The sequence below is a fragment of the Pinibacter aurantiacus genome, from assembly GCF_019130065.1.
Taxonomy (GTDB): Bacteria; Bacteroidota; Bacteroidia; order Chitinophagales; family Chitinophagaceae; genus Pinibacter; species Pinibacter aurantiacus.
In genome coordinates, this window is the sequence record NZ_JAHSPG010000002.1 from 519,094 (window position 1) to 540,515 (window position 21,422).

Annotated in this window: 18 protein-coding genes; 5 read left to right on the forward strand and 13 right to left on the reverse strand. The window is 42.0% G+C overall.

Annotated elements, in window-relative coordinates; translation table 11 throughout:
• Positions 1–46 precede the first annotated feature (46 nt).
• Together KTO63_RS05545 and KTO63_RS05550 are read left to right on the forward strand one after the other, a co-directional pair.
• Positions 47–721: a DNA alkylation repair protein gene (locus KTO63_RS05545; RefSeq protein WP_217790233.1), complete on the forward strand. Its 675-nt coding sequence runs from the start codon at positions 47–49 to the stop codon at positions 719–721.
• A gap of 39 nt (positions 722–760) precedes the next feature.
• Positions 761–1,399 (forward strand): hypothetical protein, encoded by a 639-nt coding sequence (locus tag KTO63_RS05550; RefSeq protein WP_217790234.1) that lies wholly within the window; start codon positions 761–763, stop codon positions 1,397–1,399.
• A gap of 101 nt (positions 1,400–1,500) precedes the next feature.
• On the opposite strand, the gene metH is transcribed toward KTO63_RS05550, so the two are convergent.
• The 5 genes from metH to KTO63_RS05575 form a co-directional block, all read right to left on the reverse strand.
• The gene (gene metH / locus KTO63_RS05555) at positions 1,501–4,191 is read right to left on the reverse strand and encodes a methionine synthase (RefSeq protein ID WP_217790235.1); all 2,691 of its coding nucleotides are present in this window, start codon (positions 4,189–4,191) and stop codon (positions 1,501–1,503) included.
• 155 nt (positions 4,192–4,346) lie between these two features.
• Positions 4,347–5,366, reverse strand: a complete 1,020-nt coding sequence (locus KTO63_RS05560) for a homocysteine S-methyltransferase family protein (protein ID WP_217790236.1) — start codon at positions 5,364–5,366, stop codon at positions 4,347–4,349.
• A 485-nt stretch (positions 5,367–5,851) separates the two neighbouring features.
• Entirely contained in the window at positions 5,852–6,475 is a 624-nt protein-coding gene (gene recR, locus KTO63_RS05565) for a recombination mediator RecR (RefSeq protein ID WP_217790237.1), read from the reverse strand.
• A 124-nt stretch (positions 6,476–6,599) separates the two neighbouring features.
• Positions 6,600–8,036, reverse strand: a complete 1,437-nt coding sequence (locus KTO63_RS05570; RefSeq protein WP_217790238.1) for an Ig-like domain-containing domain — start codon at positions 8,034–8,036, stop codon at positions 6,600–6,602.
• Positions 8,037–8,269: 233 nt separating this feature from the next.
• Complete coding sequence (locus KTO63_RS05575) at positions 8,270–11,416, reverse strand: ATP-dependent helicase (RefSeq protein WP_217790239.1); 3,147 nt, start codon at positions 11,414–11,416, stop codon at positions 8,270–8,272.
• Between the two features lie 96 nt (positions 11,417–11,512).
• Between KTO63_RS05575 and KTO63_RS05580 the strand changes: the two genes are divergently transcribed.
• The 3 genes from KTO63_RS05580 (at position 11,513) to KTO63_RS05590 (ending at position 13,531) form a co-directional block, all read left to right on the forward strand.
• A complete protein-coding gene (locus KTO63_RS05580) occupies positions 11,513–12,028 on the forward strand; it encodes an SRPBCC family protein (protein WP_217790240.1) in 516 nt (171 codons plus the stop codon).
• Between the two features lie 209 nt (positions 12,029–12,237).
• Positions 12,238–13,029, forward strand: coding sequence for a C1 family peptidase (locus KTO63_RS05585; RefSeq protein ID WP_217790241.1), 792 nt, complete (start codon positions 12,238–12,240; stop codon positions 13,027–13,029).
• A 202-nt stretch (positions 13,030–13,231) separates the two neighbouring features.
• Positions 13,232–13,531 (forward strand): protease inhibitor I42 family protein, encoded by a 300-nt coding sequence (locus KTO63_RS05590; RefSeq protein ID WP_217790242.1) that lies wholly within the window; start codon positions 13,232–13,234, stop codon positions 13,529–13,531.
• Between the two features lie 98 nt (positions 13,532–13,629).
• On the opposite strand, the gene nth is transcribed toward KTO63_RS05590, so the two are convergent.
• The 8 genes from nth to KTO63_RS05630 all read right to left on the reverse strand — a co-directional run bounded on the left by nth (position 13,630) and on the right by KTO63_RS05630 (position 21,295).
• On the reverse strand, positions 13,630–14,292 hold the full coding sequence (gene nth, locus KTO63_RS05595; protein WP_217790243.1) for an endonuclease III: 663 nt from the start codon (positions 14,290–14,292) through the stop codon (positions 13,630–13,632).
• A gap of 209 nt (positions 14,293–14,501) precedes the next feature.
• Positions 14,502–14,732 (reverse strand): hypothetical protein, encoded by a 231-nt coding sequence (locus tag KTO63_RS05600; RefSeq protein WP_217790244.1) that lies wholly within the window; start codon positions 14,730–14,732, stop codon positions 14,502–14,504.
• A 146-nt stretch (positions 14,733–14,878) separates the two neighbouring features.
• Positions 14,879–15,175 (reverse strand): FtsB family cell division protein, encoded by a 297-nt coding sequence (locus tag KTO63_RS05605; protein ID WP_217790245.1) that lies wholly within the window; start codon positions 15,173–15,175, stop codon positions 14,879–14,881.
• Positions 15,176–15,386: 211 nt separating this feature from the next.
• A complete protein-coding gene (eno, locus tag KTO63_RS05610; protein ID WP_217790246.1) occupies positions 15,387–16,676 on the reverse strand; it encodes a phosphopyruvate hydratase in 1,290 nt (429 codons plus the stop codon).
• 167 nt (positions 16,677–16,843) lie between these two features.
• Positions 16,844–17,500, reverse strand: coding sequence for an SMI1/KNR4 family protein (locus KTO63_RS05615; RefSeq protein ID WP_217790247.1), 657 nt, complete (start codon positions 17,498–17,500; stop codon positions 16,844–16,846).
• A 117-nt stretch (positions 17,501–17,617) separates the two neighbouring features.
• Positions 17,618–18,529, reverse strand: coding sequence for a gliding motility-associated ABC transporter ATP-binding subunit GldA (gldA, locus tag KTO63_RS05620; protein WP_217790248.1), 912 nt, complete (start codon positions 18,527–18,529; stop codon positions 17,618–17,620).
• A gap of 300 nt (positions 18,530–18,829) precedes the next feature.
• Positions 18,830–19,465, reverse strand: a complete 636-nt coding sequence (locus KTO63_RS05625) for a carbonic anhydrase (RefSeq protein ID WP_217790249.1) — start codon at positions 19,463–19,465, stop codon at positions 18,830–18,832.
• A gap of 231 nt (positions 19,466–19,696) precedes the next feature.
• Positions 19,697–21,295, reverse strand: coding sequence for a SulP family inorganic anion transporter (locus tag KTO63_RS05630; RefSeq protein WP_217790250.1), 1,599 nt, complete (start codon positions 21,293–21,295; stop codon positions 19,697–19,699).
• Positions 21,296–21,422: the final 127 nt, after the last annotated feature.

A 21,422-nucleotide genomic window follows, 5' to 3' on the forward strand; every position in this document is an offset into this window, starting at 1 on the left:
TAGTGCCTTAGTGGTAAATGTGAGACTTCGCACTTAAAACCATAACATGAAAAAAACGCATCCATACCTCCAGCCGTTGCAAGAGTTATTCGAAGAAAACGCGAACAAAACCATCGCCGAAGGCCAATCCGCCTACATGCGCAACATGTTTTCCTACTACGGGTTAAAGACGCCCGAGAGGAGAATGATCTTCAAAGAATTTATTGCAGCGCAATCCCTGCCGTCATACGAAGAACTACCTGCTCTTATAAAATGGATGTGGCAACAACCGCAACGTGAATGGCAATATATCGCTATCGAACTAGCGGCAAAAATGAAAAAACAATGGAAGGAAGATTTTCTTGAACTGATAGAATATTGCATTACGACAAAGAGCTGGTGGGATTCCGTTGATGCTATTGCCACCGATTGGGCAGGCAATTATTTTATGTTATTTCCCAAGCAAACACAAAAGGTAACCGCACGGTGGAACAAATCTGATAACATGTGGCTGCAGAGAGTTAGCATGATCTTTCAGTTGCAATACAAATTGAAGACCGATGAGCAACTATTATTTAAACATTGCAAGGCACTAATTGATTCGAAAGAATTTTTTATTCAGAAAGGAATGGGCTGGGCGCTGAGGCAGTATGCCCGCCACAACATGAAAGCGGTGCAGAAATTTGTGGATGAAACGAAAGTTTCTAATTTAACAAAACGCGAAGCGCTGAAACATGCGTAATTTGAATTCGTAAACCCTTAACTATAGAAAAATCAAACCATGAAATTCTTTTTAAAATCTAAGCACTGGCAATTGTTTATCGTAGTAGTTGGTATTCCGCTCGTCATGCAGATCATAGCAGGGGCTGTAATGATGGTCAGGATGTTCTCATCTGTTTTTTCCAATTCCCTGCCTGATTTCCCGGGCATCTTCAGGTTTATGTCTGTTGCCGTTCCAGTTATAGTGATAACAATGGTTCTCATTTTCTTTTCGTGGTTTTATACACTTGGGATCAACCTGCATAGGAAACTGCCTGCATCGGTGAAAATGAATCTTAATCCGTTTTTGATCTTCATTTCATTCCCTGTTTTGCACCTGGTCGCATTAAGCTTTTTTATGTCGTATATGTATTCGCATGCAATGCACCCTTACAACCAGGAAGTCCCTACATATTTTCCTTTTCTATTTTTCCTTATAATACCTTTGCATCTGTTTGCGATGTTCTGTGCTGTTTATTGTCTCTATTTTGTTTCAAAAGCTTTAAAAAGTGTGGAATTGCAAAGAGAGGCCCTTTTGGGAGATTACATATTGGACATGCTTTTGTTTTGGTTTTTTATTGTAGGAATTTGGTTCCTGCAACCGCGCATCAATAAACTATTTACAGATGATGATGCTCAATTGATGCATGAGGGGGTGTAGAGATTAATTGCAATTAACGTTTATGCAATATCACGGATATAAAAAGGCCAGATGTTTGTTGACATCTGGCCTTGTATATTTGGATTAAAATCTGGTCCTTTCTATGCGTATTCCAGGATCGGGCTCAGCCATCTTTCAACCACTTCGAGATCCATTCCTTTTCTAGCGGCGTAATCAACCACCTGGTCTTTTTCTATTTTACCAACGCCAAAATATTTACTATCCGGGTTTGCAAAATACCAGCCGCAAACCGAAGCTGCAGGATACATGGCGAGAGATTCTGTAAGATGAATGCCTGTAACTGATTCACCGCCCAGCAAGTTAAACAGTTTGTATTTTTCAGTATGATCAGGACATGCAGGATAACCCGGTGCCGGACGTATACCTACATATTTTTCTTTGATCAACTCTTCGTTCGATAATGTTTCACTCTTATCGTAGCCCCAATAATCTTTACGCACTTTTTCATGCAGGCATTCTGCGAAAGCCTCAACCAATCTATCTGCAAGCGCTTGTAAGGTGATCTTGTTATAATCATCCTGCTCAGCTTCAAACTTTTTGATATGCGGTTCTATGCCTTGAATGGTCACACTGAATGCACCCATGAAATCAGAACCCTTATCAGCAGGCTTAATATAGTCTGCCAAAGAGAAGTTAGGTTGATCGGCTGCTTTTTTAATTTGCTGGCGCAAAAATTCAAGCTTCACCGCTTCGTTGGTGTGAGATGTAACCAACACTGAATCCGGTGCTGTTTTCGTTGCCGGCCAGAAACCAATAACACCTTTTGCTGTCAGCCATTTTTCGTTTATTACTTTTTGCAACAACGCTTTCGCATCGTTGTACAATTTAGTAGCTTCTTTACCAATTACGTCATCAGTCAAAATATCCGGGAAACGACCGCCGAGTTCCCATGCAATGAAGAATGGAGCCCAGTCGATATATTGCGCGATTTCAGCAAGATCGAAGTTGTCGAAAACCTTAGTTCCTGTGAAAGTAGGCTTAACAGGAGTGTAGTTGTCCCAATCAATTTTGGTTACATTCTTTTGAGCTTCAGCAAACGGCAGATAAGTCTTCGTTACTTTTTTGTTCGCAAAGTCGTCTCTTAATTTGGTGTATTCTTTACTGATAGAATTAAGGAAATCGCCTTTCTGGTCTTTGTTCAGCAGGCTTCCCGCTACGGTTACACTTCTTGAGGCATCCAATACATACACTACACCTTCCTGGTACTCAGGAGCAATTTTCACCGCCGTGTGTGTACGTGATGTAGTGGCGCCGCCAATCAGCAAAGGCTGCTTCATGCCGCGACGTTTCATTTCTTTTGCCACATGCACCATTTCATCCAATGAAGGAGTGATCAAACCACTCAATCCAATGATGTCTGCGTTTTCCTTTTGTGCGGTTTCCAGAATTTTATCTGTAGGAACCATTACACCAAGGTCAACAATATCGTACCCGTTACAACCCAGTACAACACCCACAATGTTCTTACCAATATCATGCACATCGCCCTTCACAGTTGCCAGCAATATTTTTGCAGCACCACCTTGTTGGGTCTTCGGATTTTTCTTTTTCTCTTCTTCAATGTAAGGAGTAAGAACGGCAACGCTTTTTTTCATTACACGTGCGCTTTTTACCACTTGCGGCAGGAACATTTTACCGGCGCCAAACAAATCACCTACCACGTTCATGCCGTCCATTAGCGGACCTTCAATTACCTCAAGTGGTTTTGGATATTTTTGTCTCGCTTCTTCGGTATCAGCCTCAATGTAATCTGTGATACCCAATACCAGCGCATGTTTCAGGCGTTCTTCCACAGATGCGCTTCTCCATGCTTCATCTTTCTTTTCCTCTTTGCCTTTGCTCTTAACCGTTTCGGCAAATGCGATCAGTTTATCAGTCGCTTCGTTGTTATCGTTATTGCGGTTAAGGATAACGTCTTCGCAAAGATCTCTTAGTGCAGGTTCAATTTCATCGTACACCTGCAATGCTCCCGCGTTCACAATACCCATGTCCATACCTGCATTGATCGCATAGTACAGGAACACAGCATGCATAGCTTCACGCACCGGTTCATTTCCTCTGAAAGAAAATGAAAGGTTACTTACTCCACCGCTTATTTTAACTAATGGGAACTTCTGTTTGATGATTCGTGTTGCTTCAATAAAGTCAACACCGTAGTTATTGTGCTCTTCAAGACCTGTTGCGATCGCAAAAATGTTGATATCGAAAATGATATCTTCCGGTTTAAAACCGACCTGCTCGGTCAGTATTTTATAAGCACGCTCAGATATTTCTACCTTGCGCTGCATGGTATCTGCCTGGCCTTTTTCATCGAAGGCCATTACGATCACCGCTGCGCCGAAATCTTTACACACATACGCCTGTTCAATGAATTTTTCTTCTCCTTCCTTCATTGAAATGGAGTTCACAATACATCTTCCCTGTGAGCATTTCAAGCCTGCTTCAATAATGGAAAACTTCGAAGAGTCGATCATCAAAGGGATCTTGGCTATATCGGGCTCACTTTGTACAAGGTTGACGAATGTTGTCATCGCCTGTACACCGTCAAGCAATGCATCATCCATGTTAATATCCAAAACCTGCGCGCCATTCTCCACTTGCTGGCGGGCAACGCTTAGCGCCTCTTCATAGTTCCCTTCTTTGATCAAACGTGCAAACTTCTTGGAACCAGTTACGTTGGTTCTTTCACCCACGTTCACAAAATTAGTTTCAGGTCGCACAACCAAAGGCTCAAGGCCGGAAAGACGCAAGTAAGGCTTAATGATACTCATTGAGTAATTAATAATTAATAATTAAAAATTAATAGTCGGTCAGCGTTTATAGTAAAATTCATTATTCAATCACTGCCGATCGGAATTCGGTCAGCCACTGCAAATTCATGCATGTAGCACCAACAGAATTTTCAAATTTTCAAATCGTCAAATTTTCAAATTAGAGCTGCTTCAACAACAGGCAACTCTCTCGGCTTCATTTTTCTCACATTATCCGCAATGTGCTTGATGTGATCAGGCGTGGTGCCGCAGCAGCCACCAACGATGTTTACGAAACCTTCTTTCGCCCAGTCTTCAAGGAAGTGAGCGGTTTCATGCGGTTGCTCATCGTACTCACCCATTGCATTTGGTAAACCCGCATTTGGATAAGCCGACACATAACAGCTTGCTATTTGCGAAAGCTCCTCAATGTGAGGACGCATTTCACTTGCACCCAACGCACAGTTAAGACCAACACTCAACGGATTGGCATGCGCCACAGAAATGTAGAAAGCTTCAAGCGTTTGGCCGCTCAAAGTTCTTCCGCTGGCATCTGTAATTGTTCCGCTGATCATGATCGGCAATTCAGGCAATTTGTTCTCGCGGAAGAATTTCTTTGCCGCAAAAATTGCTCCTTTCGCATTCAGCGTATCGAAAATGGTTTCAATCAATATTACATCAACGCCGCCATCAACAAGGCCGCGGATCTGTTCTGTATAAGCTTCTGCAACTTCGTCAAACGTTACTGCGCGATAGCCCGGGTTGTTTACATCCGGAGACAGGCTCAGTGTTTTGTTCAACGGTCCGATGGCGCCTGCAACAAATTTTGGAGCAGTGTCACCGGTTTCAGCTTTATATTCTTCAATTGCTTTTCTTGCACATTGTGCAGAGGCAACGTTTAACTCATAAGCCAGCGCCTGCATATCATAATCTGCCTGCGCGATAACAGTGCTGCTGAAAGTATTGGTTTCAATAATGTCTGCGCCGGCCTTCAGATATTCTTTATGGATGCCGATGATCACATCAGGACGAGTGATGCTTAACAGGTCGTTATTGCCCTTCACGTCGCTGTGCCAGTCTTTAAAGCGGTCGCCACGATAATCCTCTTCTGTAAGTTTATGGCGCTGGATCATGGTGCCCATGGCGCCATCGATCACCAATATGCGGTTTTCGAGTTCCTTTCTGATATCTGCCATGTTAAGTCAAAATTTAAAATTAAAAAATCAAAAGCCCTTGTTAAGTCAAAAGGAAAAATTAAAAAATCAAAAGCTTGCAATATTGTCGTTCAGGATATTTTTCAAAAACCAATACAACGCGGCACTGGTTGTGCTAAAGCAAACACTTTTGACTTTTGATTTTTACCTTTTTACTTGGTAATCCTAAACGAATTAACGAGGGAAATAGAAATGGAGAAGTAGTCCGGTTATTTCAATCGTTTATTAGTTCAGTTTTTCAAGTACTGCGCAGGCCGAACAATAAACAAATCTGCCTGCAAAAGCAGGGCAAAGGTAATGAAAAGCTTTTGAAGATGCAAGCGAGAGGAGGTTGCCAGTAGCCGGACGCCAGTAGCCGGTGGTAACATTCTTTGTCAATTGCAAACTTGCTGTAATTAGTAAAGCATAATGCGCATAAACACCGGCAACCTGAAACAGGCCACCGGCCATCTGTATCCAGCGGCCAGCTACCTGCCTCCGGCAACGTAGCTTTCCACCGGCAGTCTGTTCTGCAGGCTTCGTGCCAGTGTCATTTCATCTGCATATTCCAACTCGCCGCCGAAGGAGATGCCTCGGGCGATCGTTGTGACTTTTACGGGGAATGGCTGTAGTTTCTTTTGAATATAGTAGATCGTGGTATCGCCCTGGATGTTTGGGTTAAGGGCGAAGATGATTTCCTGTGTGTGCTCTTTCTGAATGCGGCTGACAAGCGTCTCAATGTTTAATTGATCGGGACCAATGCCGTCCAGCGGAGAAATAACACCACCCAATACGTGGTAAGTGCCATTGTATTGTTGTGTGCTTTCGATGGCGATTACATCGCGAATGTTTTCAACCACGCAAATAATATCCTGCTTACGCATGCTATTGGCGCAAATGGAACAGATATCTGCATCGGCAATATTGCAGCAGCGCTGGCAGAATTTAATTTCCTTGCGCATTTTACTGATAGAATCTCCAAAATGCTGCACCGCCTCAACGTCTTGTTTCAAAAGATGGAGCACCAGTCTCAAAGCTGTTTTCTTTCCAATGCCCGGTAATTTGGCAAATTCATTTACCGCGTTTTCCAATAAAGAAGAGGGGAGCTGCATAGGTGCAAAGGTACGAAATCGAATAACTGAATAACTGAATAATTGAATAACTGAGTGGTTCAAATTCAATCAGCCACTCAAATACTCAACCATTCAGTTATTCAATTATTCAGTTATTCAGTCATTACAGTATGACATCCACATCATTATCCCAGTTCGCCTTCACCGTCAGCTTTTTCTTGATGGTGGTGGCTTTTTCCGGTTGTTTTCTCGTGCCGAAGAAGGAGCCGGTATCCCATTTGCCGTTTTTGTTCTCGTCGTACACAATGCGGATCACGTATTCGCCGGGTAAAAAGAGCCTGGCCCTGAACTGGCTGGTTTCCAGTGGAGTAGAAAATTTTATTTTATCGTTTTGCAAAAGCACCAGCAACGGCTTTTTTGAAAAATCAAGGTTGGTAAAGCGAAGACGAAGAGAACCGTATTCTTCTTTTTTCATTGTGCGGAAGGAAATAGTGTCATCTTTCGTAACATATCTGTCGGTACTGTCCTCTGCAAAATTTTTCATTAAAATAATATGATAAGGCGTATCAGCGATCCATTTGTGATGCAGCGTGAAATCCTTATTGCTGGTGTCGAGCGTCAATGAGTAATCCTTAATTGGTGTAAAATCGCCTCGTGTAAAAAGGAACTTTGCGGTGTCGTATGTTTTAACCTTCGATTCGAAGCTAATTCTCAAACTATCCAAAATGTCTTGTTTGCCACTGGTTAGCGAAGTTGAGAATTTGAATCTTTTATCCTCCTTGTTCTTGTCTTTCTCTTTTTGCGTTTGCGGTTTTGGCAGCGACGGTGTATATTTTTTGCTGGTATCTTCCGGTTCAAAAAACGCATACAACGTTACCGGAGCCGGAGGATTTTCTTGCGAGGTTACAATGTAGTTGTCGGCGAAGGCAAAAATCTGTTTGTTGCCAAAATATCTCGCGGCGCCCTCGTCTTTCCAGGCGTATAGCGCAAAAGTATCTGCCGGTAAGTTCCGGAAAGTGAAGCGTCCGGTCGAGTCGACCCTTGCAATGTAGCTTGGGCGCTGTTTTGACACAGCCGAATCCTCACGGTTCTTGTATAGAAATACGGTGAGCGTACTGTCCACATTTCCCGTTTCGGCCACAATTACCCTTCCGGAAAAAGTGCCTTTATCGAAACGGTTTCCTGTGGTAAAAATGTAAGTGAAATGTTTTACAATGTTGCCTTCGTTAATATCATGGATTGCATCTCCAAAGTCAAGCGTGTAGGTCGTATTCGGCTGCAGGGTGTCTTTCAAACGAACAGTTACCGTACGCAATTTATATTCAACACTGGGAGTTGTTTTGGGATAAGGTGAAACGATCAGGTTTTTCTGAACATCTTTCACTTCTACATACTCGTTGAACTCAAAAACGATTTTTTTCTCAGTAAAACCCTTCAATGAATCTTTAGGCACGGCGCTTATAAGCACCGGAGGCAAAGAATCCCTCGGGCCGCCGGTCGGGGCCACGATCACGGCACAACTGGTGAATTGCCAGATGAAAGCAATGACCAACAAAAAGCTTACTATTATGGGGAATTGTATGTGTTTGGTTGTTCGCATAATGAGCCGCAAACTTATAACGAAATTCTAATAGTTTGCACACGGATGACACGGATTGGACTGATTTACACGGATCTTTTAACATAATAATTGAATAATTGAATGATTGAATAATTGAAGGGTTGAAATCAAGCAGGCTTCTTAAACATAAACATTCAGTTATTCAGTTACTCGTTTATTCAATTATTATCCGTGCAGATCAGTCCAATCCGTGTCATCCGTGTGCCAAAAAATCACGCGTCCTCCTCGTTCACTTCATGCAATGCCACGGCCATTTGGTTGTCTTTTACAAAGTTGCACCAGTGGCAATCTTCTTTTCCGCATCCGGTATAGAAATCACGTTGCTGGATTTTGTTCCACACGGTAACAATTTGTTGCGTGACCGTGGTAATATCCTGCGGTTGAATATGGACTTTCCTGCGCTGATATTCTTTCTTTTTATCGGGTTCAATAAAATCGAACTCGGTACTTACAACGTTCCACTGTTTTTGCTGGTAGTTGTCAATAAGAATTTTATAAAAAACCGCCTGGCGCCAGTAATCGCCACCATTTGGATCTTTATCATTCGGCGGCAGTAGTTTCGATTTCGCCTTGTCAACATCACCGGTCTTGTAATCTACCACGTTCACGCTTTTGCCGTCAAATTCAAGCTTGTCAAGCTTTCCCTTAAGAGGAATGCCTTGCACCGTCACATTTCGAATATTGCGTTCGATGGCAACAATTTTATTAAACGTGTAACTATATTCCTCGTAGTAGTTCGCCAACACGGTTTGGCCGTATTCCATTCTGCGTGCAAATTGCTCCGGTGTAAAGTTTTCGCGGTGCCTGCGCATGTACCATTCAAAGTCGCTGATAAACTCTTCTTTCGAAGGAAAATTATTGGCCGGATCTTGCTGCATTTTTTCAAACAATCGCTGCAATGCATGGTGAACGGACGAACCAAATTCAGTAGCTTCTGACTTACCGGAAGGAACGCGAACAAGGTTCTGGAAATAGAAACGCAACGGACATGCAAGATAGTTGCTGAGTGCAGTAACGTTCATTACAAATTTATCAAGCAGGTTACTTACAAAGTCTTCTTCCATTTTAGAGATCTCCGGTTGCAGGGATTCACCAAATTGCAGTATAGAAAACTCCGCCAACACTTCGTCACCCACAAAAACCTTTTGCACCGGTAACGCATGTACCTCTTGTATTTCCGCAATAAATTGGGATGGCTCTAGCTCCTTGCCGTCATTTTTAAAACGACTGTAAGAAATAAAAAGATGTTGCTCTGCACGGGTTAGCGCCACGTAGAAAAGGCGGCGCAATTCTTCTTCATCATTTTGTATGGGTTGGGAAGAGAACATCGTGTCCGGCATGCTGAACCCGCCACCTGGCCTTCTTTTTCTTTCCCAGAAAGTAGCATTGCAACCTACAAAAAACACGTGCTCAAACTCAAGTCCCTTTGAGCCGTGGGCTGTCATAAGATTCACACCTTTATCGCTACCGCTTACCTGGGTTAATGGCAAGATGATCTTTTCCTTTTTCATCAGATCGATTACATTCACCAGTTGCGCGAGAGACATCGTAGGATAACGTTTGGTTTCTTCCTTCACAAAATCAAACAACGCATTCACCACCTGGAAGAGCCAGATCTTTTCAGGGCTTTTCATGATGAATGTTAAAACACCTGCTTCGCGAATGATATTCTCAAAAAGCGTTTGGATGGTCACGTTCGGAACATCGCCAATCAGTTTTTCAATGACGCGGCTGGCTGTTTGTAATCCCTGGTGTAATTGAGGTGTAAACAGATCCCTTGCCGGCCGTGTCGCTTTTTCGTTCAGCAATCTCCTTAATGAAGTTTTGTTGTTGCCGAACTGGCTTTCGGACACTTCGATGCTAAGTTTTGCAATTTCCAGCGGAGGAATACCAAACCAGTCGAAATGCAATATCTCAAAAAACATTTCGTCGCCACCATAGGGAATATCATGCTCGGCTGCGAGATATTGAAACAACAGAATTATTTTTTGCGCCAGCGGAATATCAAAAACATTCAGGCTGCGCTTGCTGTATACAGGAATATTGCGCAGTTTGAGATATTGTGTAAGCTCTTCGCCATACTTGTTCTCTTTGTAAATAATGCCGATCCTGCCGGGCACAACACCTTCTGCCATTAGTTGCTGCACTTGCAGCGTTATGTCCATCATTTCCTGCCGCTGCGTTTCATATTCTTTAATGATGGGCAAATGCAGTAATTGTTGTAGTCTCGCATTGGCAGATAAAAGTTCCTTGCTTAAACCGTCTATTTGCAACACCAGCCTTTCATTGTTATTGCCAATAAGCGTTTTGGAAATGTCAAGGATCGGTTGGGTAGAGCGATAGTTATTGGTGAGTACAACCGTTAACAGATCGTGTTTGTATGCGTCTGCAAAATTCAACATGTTCTCCACGTTCGCACCCTGGAAGCGATAAATACTTTGATCATCATCCCCTACCACAAAAACATTTGGCTTCTCCCAATAATTGATCAGCAGTGAAACCAATTTGTTCTGCGTACCGCTGGTATCCTGGTATTCATCTACCAGTATGTATTGATATTGTTCCTGGTACTTAAGCAGCAGGTTTTTGTTTTCTTCGAAGGCTTTGATCACCCAATTGATCATATCGTCAAAGTCGTAACGGTTGCGGTCGCGCATTAGCTTTTGAAACTTTCCAAACTCGCCCACAGCTGCACGCAGCTTTTCCATCTTTTCTTTTTCTTCCGCTATCTTGTCTGTACGCACATCTCCTTTCTTGAATTCTTTAGTGGCACGTTTTGCAACATACTCGTCCCGTGTTGGGAGGTCGGCGATGTACTCATCTATTTTTTGTGAAATAAATTCATAGGTCCAGCCCTCGCGTTTCATGGTGCTAAAGAGCGACTGCAAATTTTTTATTTCGAAATACACATCGCCTCTATAACGTTTTAGCAAATGATCTTTCGGAAACGCATCGATAAGGTCTTTAAATAATTCGATCCTTTCCAGGTCGGAAATTGGATCAAGCGATGTCTTTTCAAAGAGTGAAAGATTTTCCTGTATTACATCATTACAAAAAGCATGGAAAGTGTAAATGTTCACCTTATATGCGTCTGCACCTATGAAAGAGAGCAAGCGCTTGCGCATGGCAACAACGCCCGCATCTGTATAGGTAAGACACAGAATGTTTTCCGGCCGGGCATCTGTGTCCATCAGTATTTTGGCGATTCTCGCGCTTAAGATCTGGGTTTTGCCTGTGCCCGGTCCGGCGATAACCATTACGGGTCCTTCTATATTATCTACTGCTAATTTCTGTTGCGGATTAAGCTTATTGTATTCCTCAATAAACTTCATTTCGAGTTGTTCGCGAAAGCTTGACATTCTATAAAATTAACGCTCAAAAACGTAAAAAAATCAATGTGCATATTCTTTTAACCGCGTGCGAAAATTGTAGTTTTAACTTTATTATTTTTCAAAATGGCAGTCTATTCTTTAAAGTCGGTTCAAACTATTCCAGCATCAGTGGAAGCGCTATGGAACTTTTTTTCCGACCCGGAAAAATTGCCGGTTATTACACCGCCAAACCTTGGCTTTAAAATCATTTCGCAACATCATGGCGACCATTTGTATGCGGGACAAATTATTGAATACATTGTAAAGCCTATTCTTGGCATTCCTCTACACTGGATGACAGAAATTACACATGTGGAGCATCACAAATATTTTGTAGATGAGCAACGTCAAGGGCCATACAGCCTCTGGCACCATCAGCACTTTTTTGCTGCTGTAAAGGATGGCGTTGAGATGACGGATATTGTTCATTATAAAGTGCCCTTTGGGTTTATTGGAAATTGGGCAAATGCTCTGCTGGTTCAAAAATCGCTTCGTGAAATTTTTACTTACCGCTATCAAAAAATTGAAGCGCTATATGGCAAATGGCCATCGCAACAAATGTCTATCAGTTTTCATAAAACCTCAAAAGTGCATAAATAATTGAAGATGCCTATTGACAAAGGTTGGGCCTTCATATTATCTTTGTTTGCTGCCGAACCTTTTGTGATTTATTTGGTTATCTTTTTAGCTACAGTCGCCGACTAACAATTTATCTCCCTCTATTACAGCCGCTCCCTAAACTTGTTTTTAATCTACCCCATGTTTGCTCAATCAAAACAAAATCTATTAAACCTTTAAACTGAGATTCCATGGCAACAAAAAAATCTGCCGCTAAGCCTGCCTATGGTTTTGGTTGGCTGCCCGATCTCCCGGATCAGAGGGACGTACTATACTCTGCGCCGTTGACAATTATCCGGAAGCTGCCTGCAAAAGTAGATCTGCGTTCCAAATGTCCGCCTGTTTATGACCAGGGACAGTTGGGAAGTTGCACTGCAAATGCATTAGGTGGCGCATTTGAATTTGGACAAATGAAGCAAAAGAAGAAATACTTCATGCCATCCCGTTTGTTTATTTATTACAACGAAAGAGTGCTCATTAATTCCATAAACTCAGATAGTGGAGCCTTTATCCGCGATGGTATTAAAACATTGAATAAGCAAGGCGTGTGCCCGGAAAAAGAATGGACATATGATGACGACAATTCACCGGGTGCAAAATTCTCTAAAAAACCGCCTGCCAAGTGTTATACGGATGCATTGAAGAATCAGATAACCAGTTACCAGAGACTGGTAAATACGAATCTTTTCCAATTGCAGTCATGCCTGTCTGAGGGCTATCCTTTCGTGTTTGGTTTTACCGTGTATCAAAGCTTTATGAACATAGGCAAAGACGGAATGATGCCAATGCCGAAACCAACAGAAAGTGTGCTCGGCGGTCACGCGGTAATGGCGGTAGGTTACGATTCAGCAAAGCAGGTCTTTATTATCAGGAACTCATGGAGCAAAACCTGGGCAGTAAAAGGCTATTTCTACATGCCATTTGCTTACATAACCGATGCCAACAGAGCTGATGACTTTTGGACAATAAGAATGGTGGAATAAAATTTTATTAATAAAACGTAACTATTGTCAACCAGGCAGATTGCTTGGTTGTAAAGTGTACATAAGTAGGGTACTACTAAATGTTGAAAAGTTTCCCTTTTTTAACCATTTAAACCTTGATGTAGGTACACATATGGTCAAAAATCCGGTGAATTTAGTTTGGCCGGATTTTTTTATTTGTATTCGTCTAAAAAACACTCTTATGGCCGGTGAAAATATAGCTATGAACGTGAACGAAACGAAAACGATCACATTACCTGGCGGCGGCACAACAGGTTATAGCTGGAGCTTTAAAGCTGTGCCGGACGGTGTGGTAAAAGTTTCATCAATGACAAAAGCAGCAACGGCAGGCGGTAAAGGGCCCGTCGGCGGAACAAACGATGACGTTTTTTCCATAACTGCAGTAGCAAAAGGAAGCACCACCGTTACTTTCAGGTTTGGCAGAAATTGGGAGGATAAGGAACCGAAGAAGACGAATATTTACCAGATAGAAGTTAAATAACTGAATAACTGAGTAACTGAATAACTGAGTGGTTGAGTAATCGAAGTCAGGCACAAACACAAGACATTCAGTTATTCAGTTACTCAGTTATTCAGTTATTACCCTATCGCTTTCACCCCCGCCTTCACATTCTTCTGATAATATTTACAAACCGGCCTCAAGCCGCATTCATCGCATTTTGGGGTGCGGGCAACACAAATATATCTTCCATGCAAAATGAGCCAGTGATGGGCTATATGCACCAATTCTTTTGGAATGAATTCGAGTAATTGTTTTTCAGTAGCCAAAGGAGTAGTAGCATTAAGTGTCAATCCAATTCTTGCCGCTACGCGAAAAACGTGCGTGTCCACCGCCATGTTTGGTTGATTGTCTACCACAGAGGTGATCACATTTGCTGTTTTTCTCCCAACGCCGGGCAATTCCACCAATTCATCAACAGTCATGGGAATTTCTCCATGAAACTTCTCCACCACCATTTTCGCCATCCCGATGAGATGTTTTGTTTTGTTGTTGGGGTAAGAAATACTTCTGATCAGTGGAAACAAATCATCAAAAGTGGCGTGGGACAAAGCTTCCACATCCGGATATTCTTCAAAAATTGCCGGCGTGGTCATGTTCACCCTTTTATCTGTGCATTGTGCCGATAATATAACAGCCACCAATAACTGGTAGGGATTATCGTAGAGCAATTCTGTTTCAGCATTGGGCGCATGTTGCTTAAAATAATCAAGTACGAAAGCGTATCGTTCTTTGCGAGTCATGAAAGCAAGATAATTGAAAATTCCTGCCCGACTGCATCAGGCAGGCGGGGAAAATTGAAAGTTGAAAATGTAGGGGCGAATCGCATTCGTCCTGCCTTTGCTAGTTGAGAGTTGAGAATGGAGAGTTGAGAGTTAGTCGTTTGCGGGCAAAAAAAATCGCCATGACCTCACTTGTCACGGCGACTCTTTTACATTTTATTGCTAAAGAATCAGGCAGTTTCTGCCATAACTTCTTTCGCGTAATTAAGCACATTCTCGACAGCTTCCTGGCGTGGAGAAACGGTGTCTACAACGATACCTTCCATACTTTCTTGTAAAGTGCGGAGAGTTTCCTGTAAAGACCAATCTTCAGATAACGCTTTTTCGATAGCTGCGGTGTGCTCTGGAGAAGTTTCTTTGTACAAATACAATAAAATGTCTTCAGGTGTAAAACTTTTCATTAGCAAACCATTTAAAGTCCAGTAATAAAATCTTCCGAAGTGTCCAGCTTCGGAAATTAGTCCGTGTTTAAAACGCCTTCAGGATAAAGTTATTGTCTTTTTTTCAATTTTTTTTGGAAAATAGGAGCCTAACTCTTATGTATGAGCTATTTATTAATTATAAAAAGATCCTCGCTGTCGCGTTTCATGAAGTATTTTTCCCTGGCGTACTTTTCCAGGGTGGCTGGATTTGCTTTAAGTTCCTCTAATTCTGCCTTGGTGAGGTCGATTTGCTCCTGGTAATACAATTCGCTCTTTTGTAGCTGTTTAAGCTCGTTTGGCTGGCGGAAATGGGTTGTGATAATATCCCTGTCGTCGAAAAAGATCATCCAAATGGCAAAACCAAGTACGGTAAGCGCATACTTATTCTTAATCCAGGATGGTATTTTGTTGAGCAGAGCCATGAAGATTTGGGATTTTCGTAAAAGTAGTGAGTTTTAAGTTATGAGTTATGAGTTTTGAGTAATGAGTTTTGCAGGTGTGGGTAAAAAGTAGTGAGTTTCAAGTCCCGGTTTTCAGCTGTGGATAACCGAGTTGCCTAAAAAAGTAATGAGTTTTAAGCCAGAGTGTCTCCACTCAAAACTCAAAACTCATTACTCAAAACTTATAACCTGATTATCTTCCGAATTTCAGCTTCTTGCCAGGGTAAATAGCAGTTTCAGCTAAAACTTCTTCAATTCTGATCAATTGGTTGTATTTAGCCATACGGTCGGTACGGCTTGCAGAACCGGTTTTAATTTGACCGCAATTCAAAGCAACTGCAAGGTCAGCGATAGTTGTATCTTCAGTTTCACCGCTTCTGTGGCTCATGATGGTGTTGTAACCAGCGTGCTGAGCAAGGGTAACCGCGTTAATGGTTTCGGTAATGCTACCGATCTGGTTAACTTTTACCAGCAAGCCGTTTGCGATTTTTTTATCGATACCTTGTTGAAGGCGCTCTACGTTTGTTACGAAAAGGTCATCACCAACCAGCTGGCATTTGCTACCAACAAGGTCAGTCAGCATTTTCCAACCGTTCCAGTCGTCTTCTGCCATACCATCTTCGATTGAAGCAATAGGGTATTCTTTAACCCATTTTTCCCAGTATTTAGCCAGTTGCTCGCTGGTCATTTCTTTTCCATCAGATTTGTGGAAAACGTATTTTTTCTTTTTAGCATCCCACAGTTCGCTGTTTGCAGCGTCCATAGCGATCATGATTTGTGAACCTGTTTTGTAACCTGCAGCCTGGATTGCTGTCAATACAGTTTCAATAGCTTCTTCGTTGCTTTGGATGTTTGGAGCGAAACCACCTTCGTCACCTACGTTTGTGCTGTAGCCTTTCTTTTTCAAAACGGTTTTCAAAGCGTGGAAAATTTCAACGCCCCAACGAAGGCCTTCGCTGAAATCAGGAGCGCCAACAGGCATGATCATGAATTCCTGGAAGTCGATTTTGTTATCAGCGTGTGCACCACCGTTAAGGATGTTCATCATTGGCACAGGCAAAGTTTTTGCGTTTGTACCACCGATGTAACGGTAAAGAGGCAGACCAGCTTCCTGAGCACCTGCTTTTGCAACAGCCATACTAACCGCCAAAATAGCGTTAGCACCCAGTTTGCCTTTATTTGGAGTACCATCAAGGTCAATCATTAGTTGGTCGATGCCAGCCTGATCGCTAACTTCCAAACCTAACAATTCGCTTGCGATTATATCGTTTACATTTTTTACAGCTTTCAATACACCTTTACCAACATATTTCTTTTTGTCGTTATCGCGTAATTCTACTGCTTCGTGGATACCAGTGCTGGCGCCACTTGGAACTGCGGCACGGCCAACTGCACCTTCGTCTGTAGTAACGTCAACTTCAACTGTAGGATTGCCGCGGCTATCCAATATCTGGCGGGCGTGAACTTCTGTAATGTAGCTCATAAGTAATGTCGTTTGAAATTTGAGATTTTAAAGAATGTTTACCATTTGATAAACTGGTTGCAAATCTATTGAACTTTTCGTGGAGTTTATTGAAGAAAATTCCGAAAACCTTATGAAATAACTATTAATTGTTAGGGTGCGGGGTGATGGTTGTTAGTTGTTGGTTGTTAGTTGTTGGTTGGTCGTTGTTGGGAGATGCGTTTTGGCCGATTGAATTTCTCCAGATCTAGTGCCTTTTTATTCCATAAGGAATTCGTATTTACTTTTGCTGTGATTACCGAAGCGTATTGATAAAATGTATCCCGCGCTATTCCTTTGGATAGACTATCCGCCCAAAATATAATGTCCCTGCCATACATCGAAAGCACAAGCTCCTCGTTATCTAAAATTAGAAACCTATGTCCAAAATAAGGAAATATAGCTGGCGCCATTGATTGTGTGATGGCGTCCTTAGGCAAGGCATTATCTTCTAGAATCCAGTCAAGCTTCGACTTTATTTTTTCAATGTCATCAGGATATGAGTAAAATCTTGTACCAAACTCAATCGGACCTTCACCTCCATTGTTGTTTATTCCGGGTTTATCAAGTCCATTCATTGTTCTAAAATAGTTTTTCAATGACTCTGGAAATTGTAATCCCAGCTGTTTTTGAAAATCATCAATCTCTGATTCAGTAAGTCCTGGTTTCCACTTACTGCCTTTCTGAACTTGAAATCCCCAACAAGCATCTAATTCAATCTGCTCCCAATATTTTTCACTTTCTTGTTTAAGAAGTTCAAAACTGGCAATTGAATTATCTAATTTCTCGAATGCGGACTTTGTCATTATTGGAGGGATATTATAGTTGACTTGTAAATAGTTTCCCTAAATGGATTTGTTTGCGTTTTTATACCGTTCTAACAAGCCGCCAACAACTCTCCACTCTCAATTCTCAACTCTCAACTATCCCTGCCCTTGCGTCAAACTCCTGAACACATCTTCCAAACTTTGACCGCCGCTTTGAAGGGATGTGATGTTCAAATTGTTTTCCAGCGCCAGTTCCAGCAGTTGCTTCTTTGCTTCTGCAACGTCGGTTGCGGTTAGCAGCCACTCGCTGGTATTTACTTTTGTAATTGTTTGAATGGCGCTCAGGCGGCGGAGCCATTCGTCTTCCAGTGATTCTTTAAAGCTTACGCGAATAGAGTTGTCGTTGCTTTGCTTGCGCAGGTTTTGAACGCTGTCGTCAGCAATCAGCTTGCCTTTATTGATGATGATAACCCGGTCGCAAATGGCTTCCACTTCCTGTAGTATATGCGAAGAAAAAATAACGGTTTTGTTTACACCCAATTGTTTGATCACCTCTCTTATTTCGATGATCTGGTTAGGGTCAAGTCCTGTAGTTGGTTCATCAAGGATCAAGACCTCCGGATCGTGTAGCAGCGCGGCAGCGAGGCCCACACGTTGTTTATAACCTTTGGAAAGTTGCCCGATTTTCTTATTGCTTTCCGGAGTTAAACCAACGGTAACAATGGCTTTTTCAATCGCTTCTTTTTTATTGGTAACCTGGTGTACGCCAGCGGTGAAGTCAAGATATTCCCTTACATACATATCGTAGTACAAAGGATTGGCTTCCGGCAAATAGCCTATTTTCTTTTTAACTTCCAATGGATGTTGGCGAACATCAATATTGCTAACGGTTACTTTACCGGCATCAGCTTGCAAATAGCCTGTAATAATTTTCATAGTCGTAGATTTTCCTGCACCGTTCGGGCCAAGAAAACCAACTATTTCACCTTTGTTCAATGAAAAGGAAATATCATTAACCGCTTTCTGCTCGCCATATTTTTTAACCAGTCCGCTAACCTGAATTGACATTGGAAGGAAGTATTTGGCGCAAAATACGGAATTAGTTGAGAGTGGAGAATTGAGAGTTGAGAGTGGCAGGGGCGAATGCATTCGCCCAGTAATAGTTGAGAGTTGAAAATGAAACCAAACGAAAAGGCCGCAAGCGGCGGGTATTTGATAGCAGGGCTTTTGGCCAAATATTCCTTACCTGAATTATGCATTCTGAAAACTTAATTCAAGCAATGAATATTGCACCTAAGCACCTGCCCCCAAATTACCTGTATCTTGCGACCTTTAAACAACTCTCAACTCTCCACTTTCAATTCTCCACTAAAATTTATCGTACTCGTACAACGGATCAATATGTGTGCAAGCCTCCATTTCAAAAACGGGCTTAATGATACCGTCTTTAAGGCCGTACACCCAGCCGTGCAAGTGCGGAGCTTGTCTTTCTGCCCAGGCTTTTTGAATGATGGATGTTTTTGCAAGGTTCATTACCTGCTCTTGTACGTTCAATTCTGTCAATCTATTTAAACGTAGTTCTTCGTCTTTAATGGTATCAAGCTCATCTCTGTGAAGCCTGTACACATCTTTAATATTGCGCAGCCACATGTTCAGCACTTGTTTGTAATCTGTTGTGGTAGTAGCTGCTTTTACGCCGCCGCAACCATAGTGACCACACACAATAACGTGTCTTACTTTCAAATGTACTACTGCATATTCCAGCACCGATAACAAGTTCACATCTGTATTGATCACCAGGTTTGCAATGTTGCGGTGTACAAATATTTCTCCGGGCTGAGTTCCGGTAATTTCATTTGCCGGAACGCGGCTGTCACTACAACCGATCCACAAAAACTCTGGTGTTTGCAAATGCGCTAACCTGTCAAAAAACTCAGGATCTGCTTCTACTTTCTCTGCTGCCCAACCTTTGTTCTCTAGCAATAATTTTTCGTAAGCTTTCATATTTCTATTTCTGTTTTTTTGGTTTGCTATGTTAAAGTTAAACATTGCAAACAGCTTTTGTTATCCGAAAGTTTAAAATGATTGATTTGATAATTAATAATTAGTAATTAAAAATTAATAACGAGGCATTCCTAATCAATGGTGGCATCGTTATTAACCGAAAATAAAAGTGCCATTGATTCAACCAAAAGGCCACACCTATTAATTATTCTTTATTAATTATTAATTGTATTAATGCACTAATTCCACTGTTTGTTTTGACACAAACACCGTTGTTTGTACCGGTTCAAAACCTTGCGTTTTATACTGGCTTCTTTTTAGTTCCACTCTTATGTTTTTCAATTTTGCATGCTTCATAAAGTCTTCAATTACCTCGATAATTTCTTTATCGATAAAGTCGGCTCTTGTGGCGTCGATCAAGACGAAAGAATTTTCAGGAACCAGTTCCAGCTTGCTTTTTATAATTGGTTTGTTGAGGAAAGAAACATCTTTTCTAAGGCGGAAGAGATATTTGTTATCGTCGTTCACCACGAATACGGCAGATTTGAAATTGCTTCTTAAAACAAATACAAAGCCTACCAAACAACCTACCAGGATGCCGATCAAAAGATCTGTCAGGAGGATCGCAACGATAGTGATAACAAATGGTAAAAACTGATCCCAGCCTTTTTGGAAAAGTGCCTTGAAGATAGAAGGCTTTGCCAGTTTAAAGCCCGTATACACCAGAACACCGGCCAAAGCAGGCAAAGGAATTTTGTTCAAAATGCCAGGTATAAAGGCAACACAAGACAACAACAACAAACCATGCATAATAGTGGCCAGTTTTGTTTTACCACCTGCATTTACGTTTGCCGACGAACGCACAATTACCGAAGTAACGGGAAGACCGCCCAACAGGCCCGATACAATATTGCCCAGTCCTTGTGCTTTTAGTTCTCTATTGGGCGGCGACACCCTCTTCAATGGATCTACTTTATCGGTCGCTTCAAGATTTAATAAGGTTTCGAGGCTTGCCACAATAGCCAGAGTGGCAGCGGTTTTCCATACTTCAAAACTGGTCAGGTAAGAAAAATTTGGAAAAGAAAAGAATGAGAAAAACGCATCTGCGCTGGCTGCTACCGGAATGTTCACAAGGTTTTTGCTGGCTAACGCATAGCCTGGCGAATATTTGAGGAACAGCTCGTTAATGGCAGTTCCCACAAACACTACAATCAAAGCCGAAGGAATAAGTTTTAGCACTTTTGATTTTTTTGCGAACACATTGTCCCATACAATTTGTATTAAGAGCGACAGCGCACCTATTCCTAAAGCCACTGGTAGAAACCATTTTGACGACATGATGATTTCAGAAAAGGTGTTTTTACCATCTGCCTGTTTAAATGCTTCGTCACCTTCGAAATCTGCATGGTAGCCCACCAGGTGAGGAATTTGTTTTAAAATAAGGATGATACCAATAGCCGCGAGCATTCCTTTAATTACAGAAGATGGAATATAATCCCCAAGGAAACCTGCTTTTAAGAAGCCGAACACTAACTGGAACAAACCGGCGATCACTACAGAAACGAGGAATACATCAAACGCGGGTAGTTTGCCAATGGCAGCAGCTACAATGGCGGTGAGGCCTGCGGCCGGACCGCTCACGCTAAGTTGCGAACCGCTGAAAATACCAACCACAATACCACCTGCAATGCCGGCAATAAGGCCTGAAAATAATGGGGCATTAGAGCCTAATGCAATTCCCAAACACAATGGCAAAGCCACTAAAAAGATCACGATGGAGGACGCAAAATCCGAAGGAAAAAAGCTGAAAATACCTTTTTTCGAAGTCATAATAAACAAGTTAAAATAGTAAAGTATGTATGTGTATATGCAGCCGGATAACCCCTCACTGATTGGCATCAGAGGTAAGCACACCCATGAATAATGAACCACGTTTTAAGCAATTGAACATGGCAAC

Coding starts and splice junctions, on each gene's coding strand:
- KTO63_RS05585 (WP_217790241.1), top strand. CDS start 12,238: ATGGCAACAAAAAAATCTGCCGCTAAGCCTGCCTATGGTTTTGGTTGG.
- KTO63_RS05615 (WP_217790247.1), bottom strand. CDS start 17,500: ATGACAAAGTCCGCATTCGAGAAATTAGATAATTCAATTGCCAGTTTT.
- KTO63_RS05600 (WP_217790244.1), bottom strand. CDS start 14,732: ATGAAAAGTTTTACACCTGAAGACATTTTATTGTATTTGTACAAAGAA.
- nth (WP_217790243.1), bottom strand. CDS start 14,292: ATGACTCGCAAAGAACGATACGCTTTCGTACTTGATTATTTTAAGCAA.
- KTO63_RS05570 (WP_217790238.1), bottom strand. CDS start 8,036: ATGCGAACAACCAAACACATACAATTCCCCATAATAGTAAGCTTTTTG.
- recR (WP_217790237.1), bottom strand. CDS start 6,475: ATGCAGCTCCCCTCTTCTTTATTGGAAAACGCGGTAAATGAATTTGCC.
- KTO63_RS05545 (WP_217790233.1), top strand. CDS start 47: ATGAAAAAAACGCATCCATACCTCCAGCCGTTGCAAGAGTTATTCGAA.
- KTO63_RS05580 (WP_217790240.1), top strand. CDS start 11,513: ATGGCAGTCTATTCTTTAAAGTCGGTTCAAACTATTCCAGCATCAGTG.
- KTO63_RS05630 (WP_217790250.1), bottom strand. CDS start 21,295: ATGACTTCGAAAAAAGGTATTTTCAGCTTTTTTCCTTCGGATTTTGCG.
- metH (WP_217790235.1), bottom strand. CDS start 4,191: ATGAGTATCATTAAGCCTTACTTGCGTCTTTCCGGCCTTGAGCCTTTG.
- KTO63_RS05605 (WP_217790245.1), bottom strand. CDS start 15,175: ATGGCTCTGCTCAACAAAATACCATCCTGGATTAAGAATAAGTATGCG.
- eno (WP_217790246.1), bottom strand. CDS start 16,676: ATGAGCTACATTACAGAAGTTCACGCCCGCCAGATATTGGATAGCCGC.
- KTO63_RS05625 (WP_217790249.1), bottom strand. CDS start 19,465: ATGAAAGCTTACGAAAAATTATTGCTAGAGAACAAAGGTTGGGCAGCA.
- KTO63_RS05590 (WP_217790242.1), top strand. CDS start 13,232: ATGGCCGGTGAAAATATAGCTATGAACGTGAACGAAACGAAAACGATC.
- KTO63_RS05575 (WP_217790239.1), bottom strand. CDS start 11,416: ATGTCAAGCTTTCGCGAACAACTCGAAATGAAGTTTATTGAGGAATAC.
- KTO63_RS05560 (WP_217790236.1), bottom strand. CDS start 5,366: ATGGCAGATATCAGAAAGGAACTCGAAAACCGCATATTGGTGATCGAT.
- gldA (WP_217790248.1), bottom strand. CDS start 18,529: ATGTCAATTCAGGTTAGCGGACTGGTTAAAAAATATGGCGAGCAGAAA.
- KTO63_RS05550 (WP_217790234.1), top strand. CDS start 761: ATGAAATTCTTTTTAAAATCTAAGCACTGGCAATTGTTTATCGTAGTA.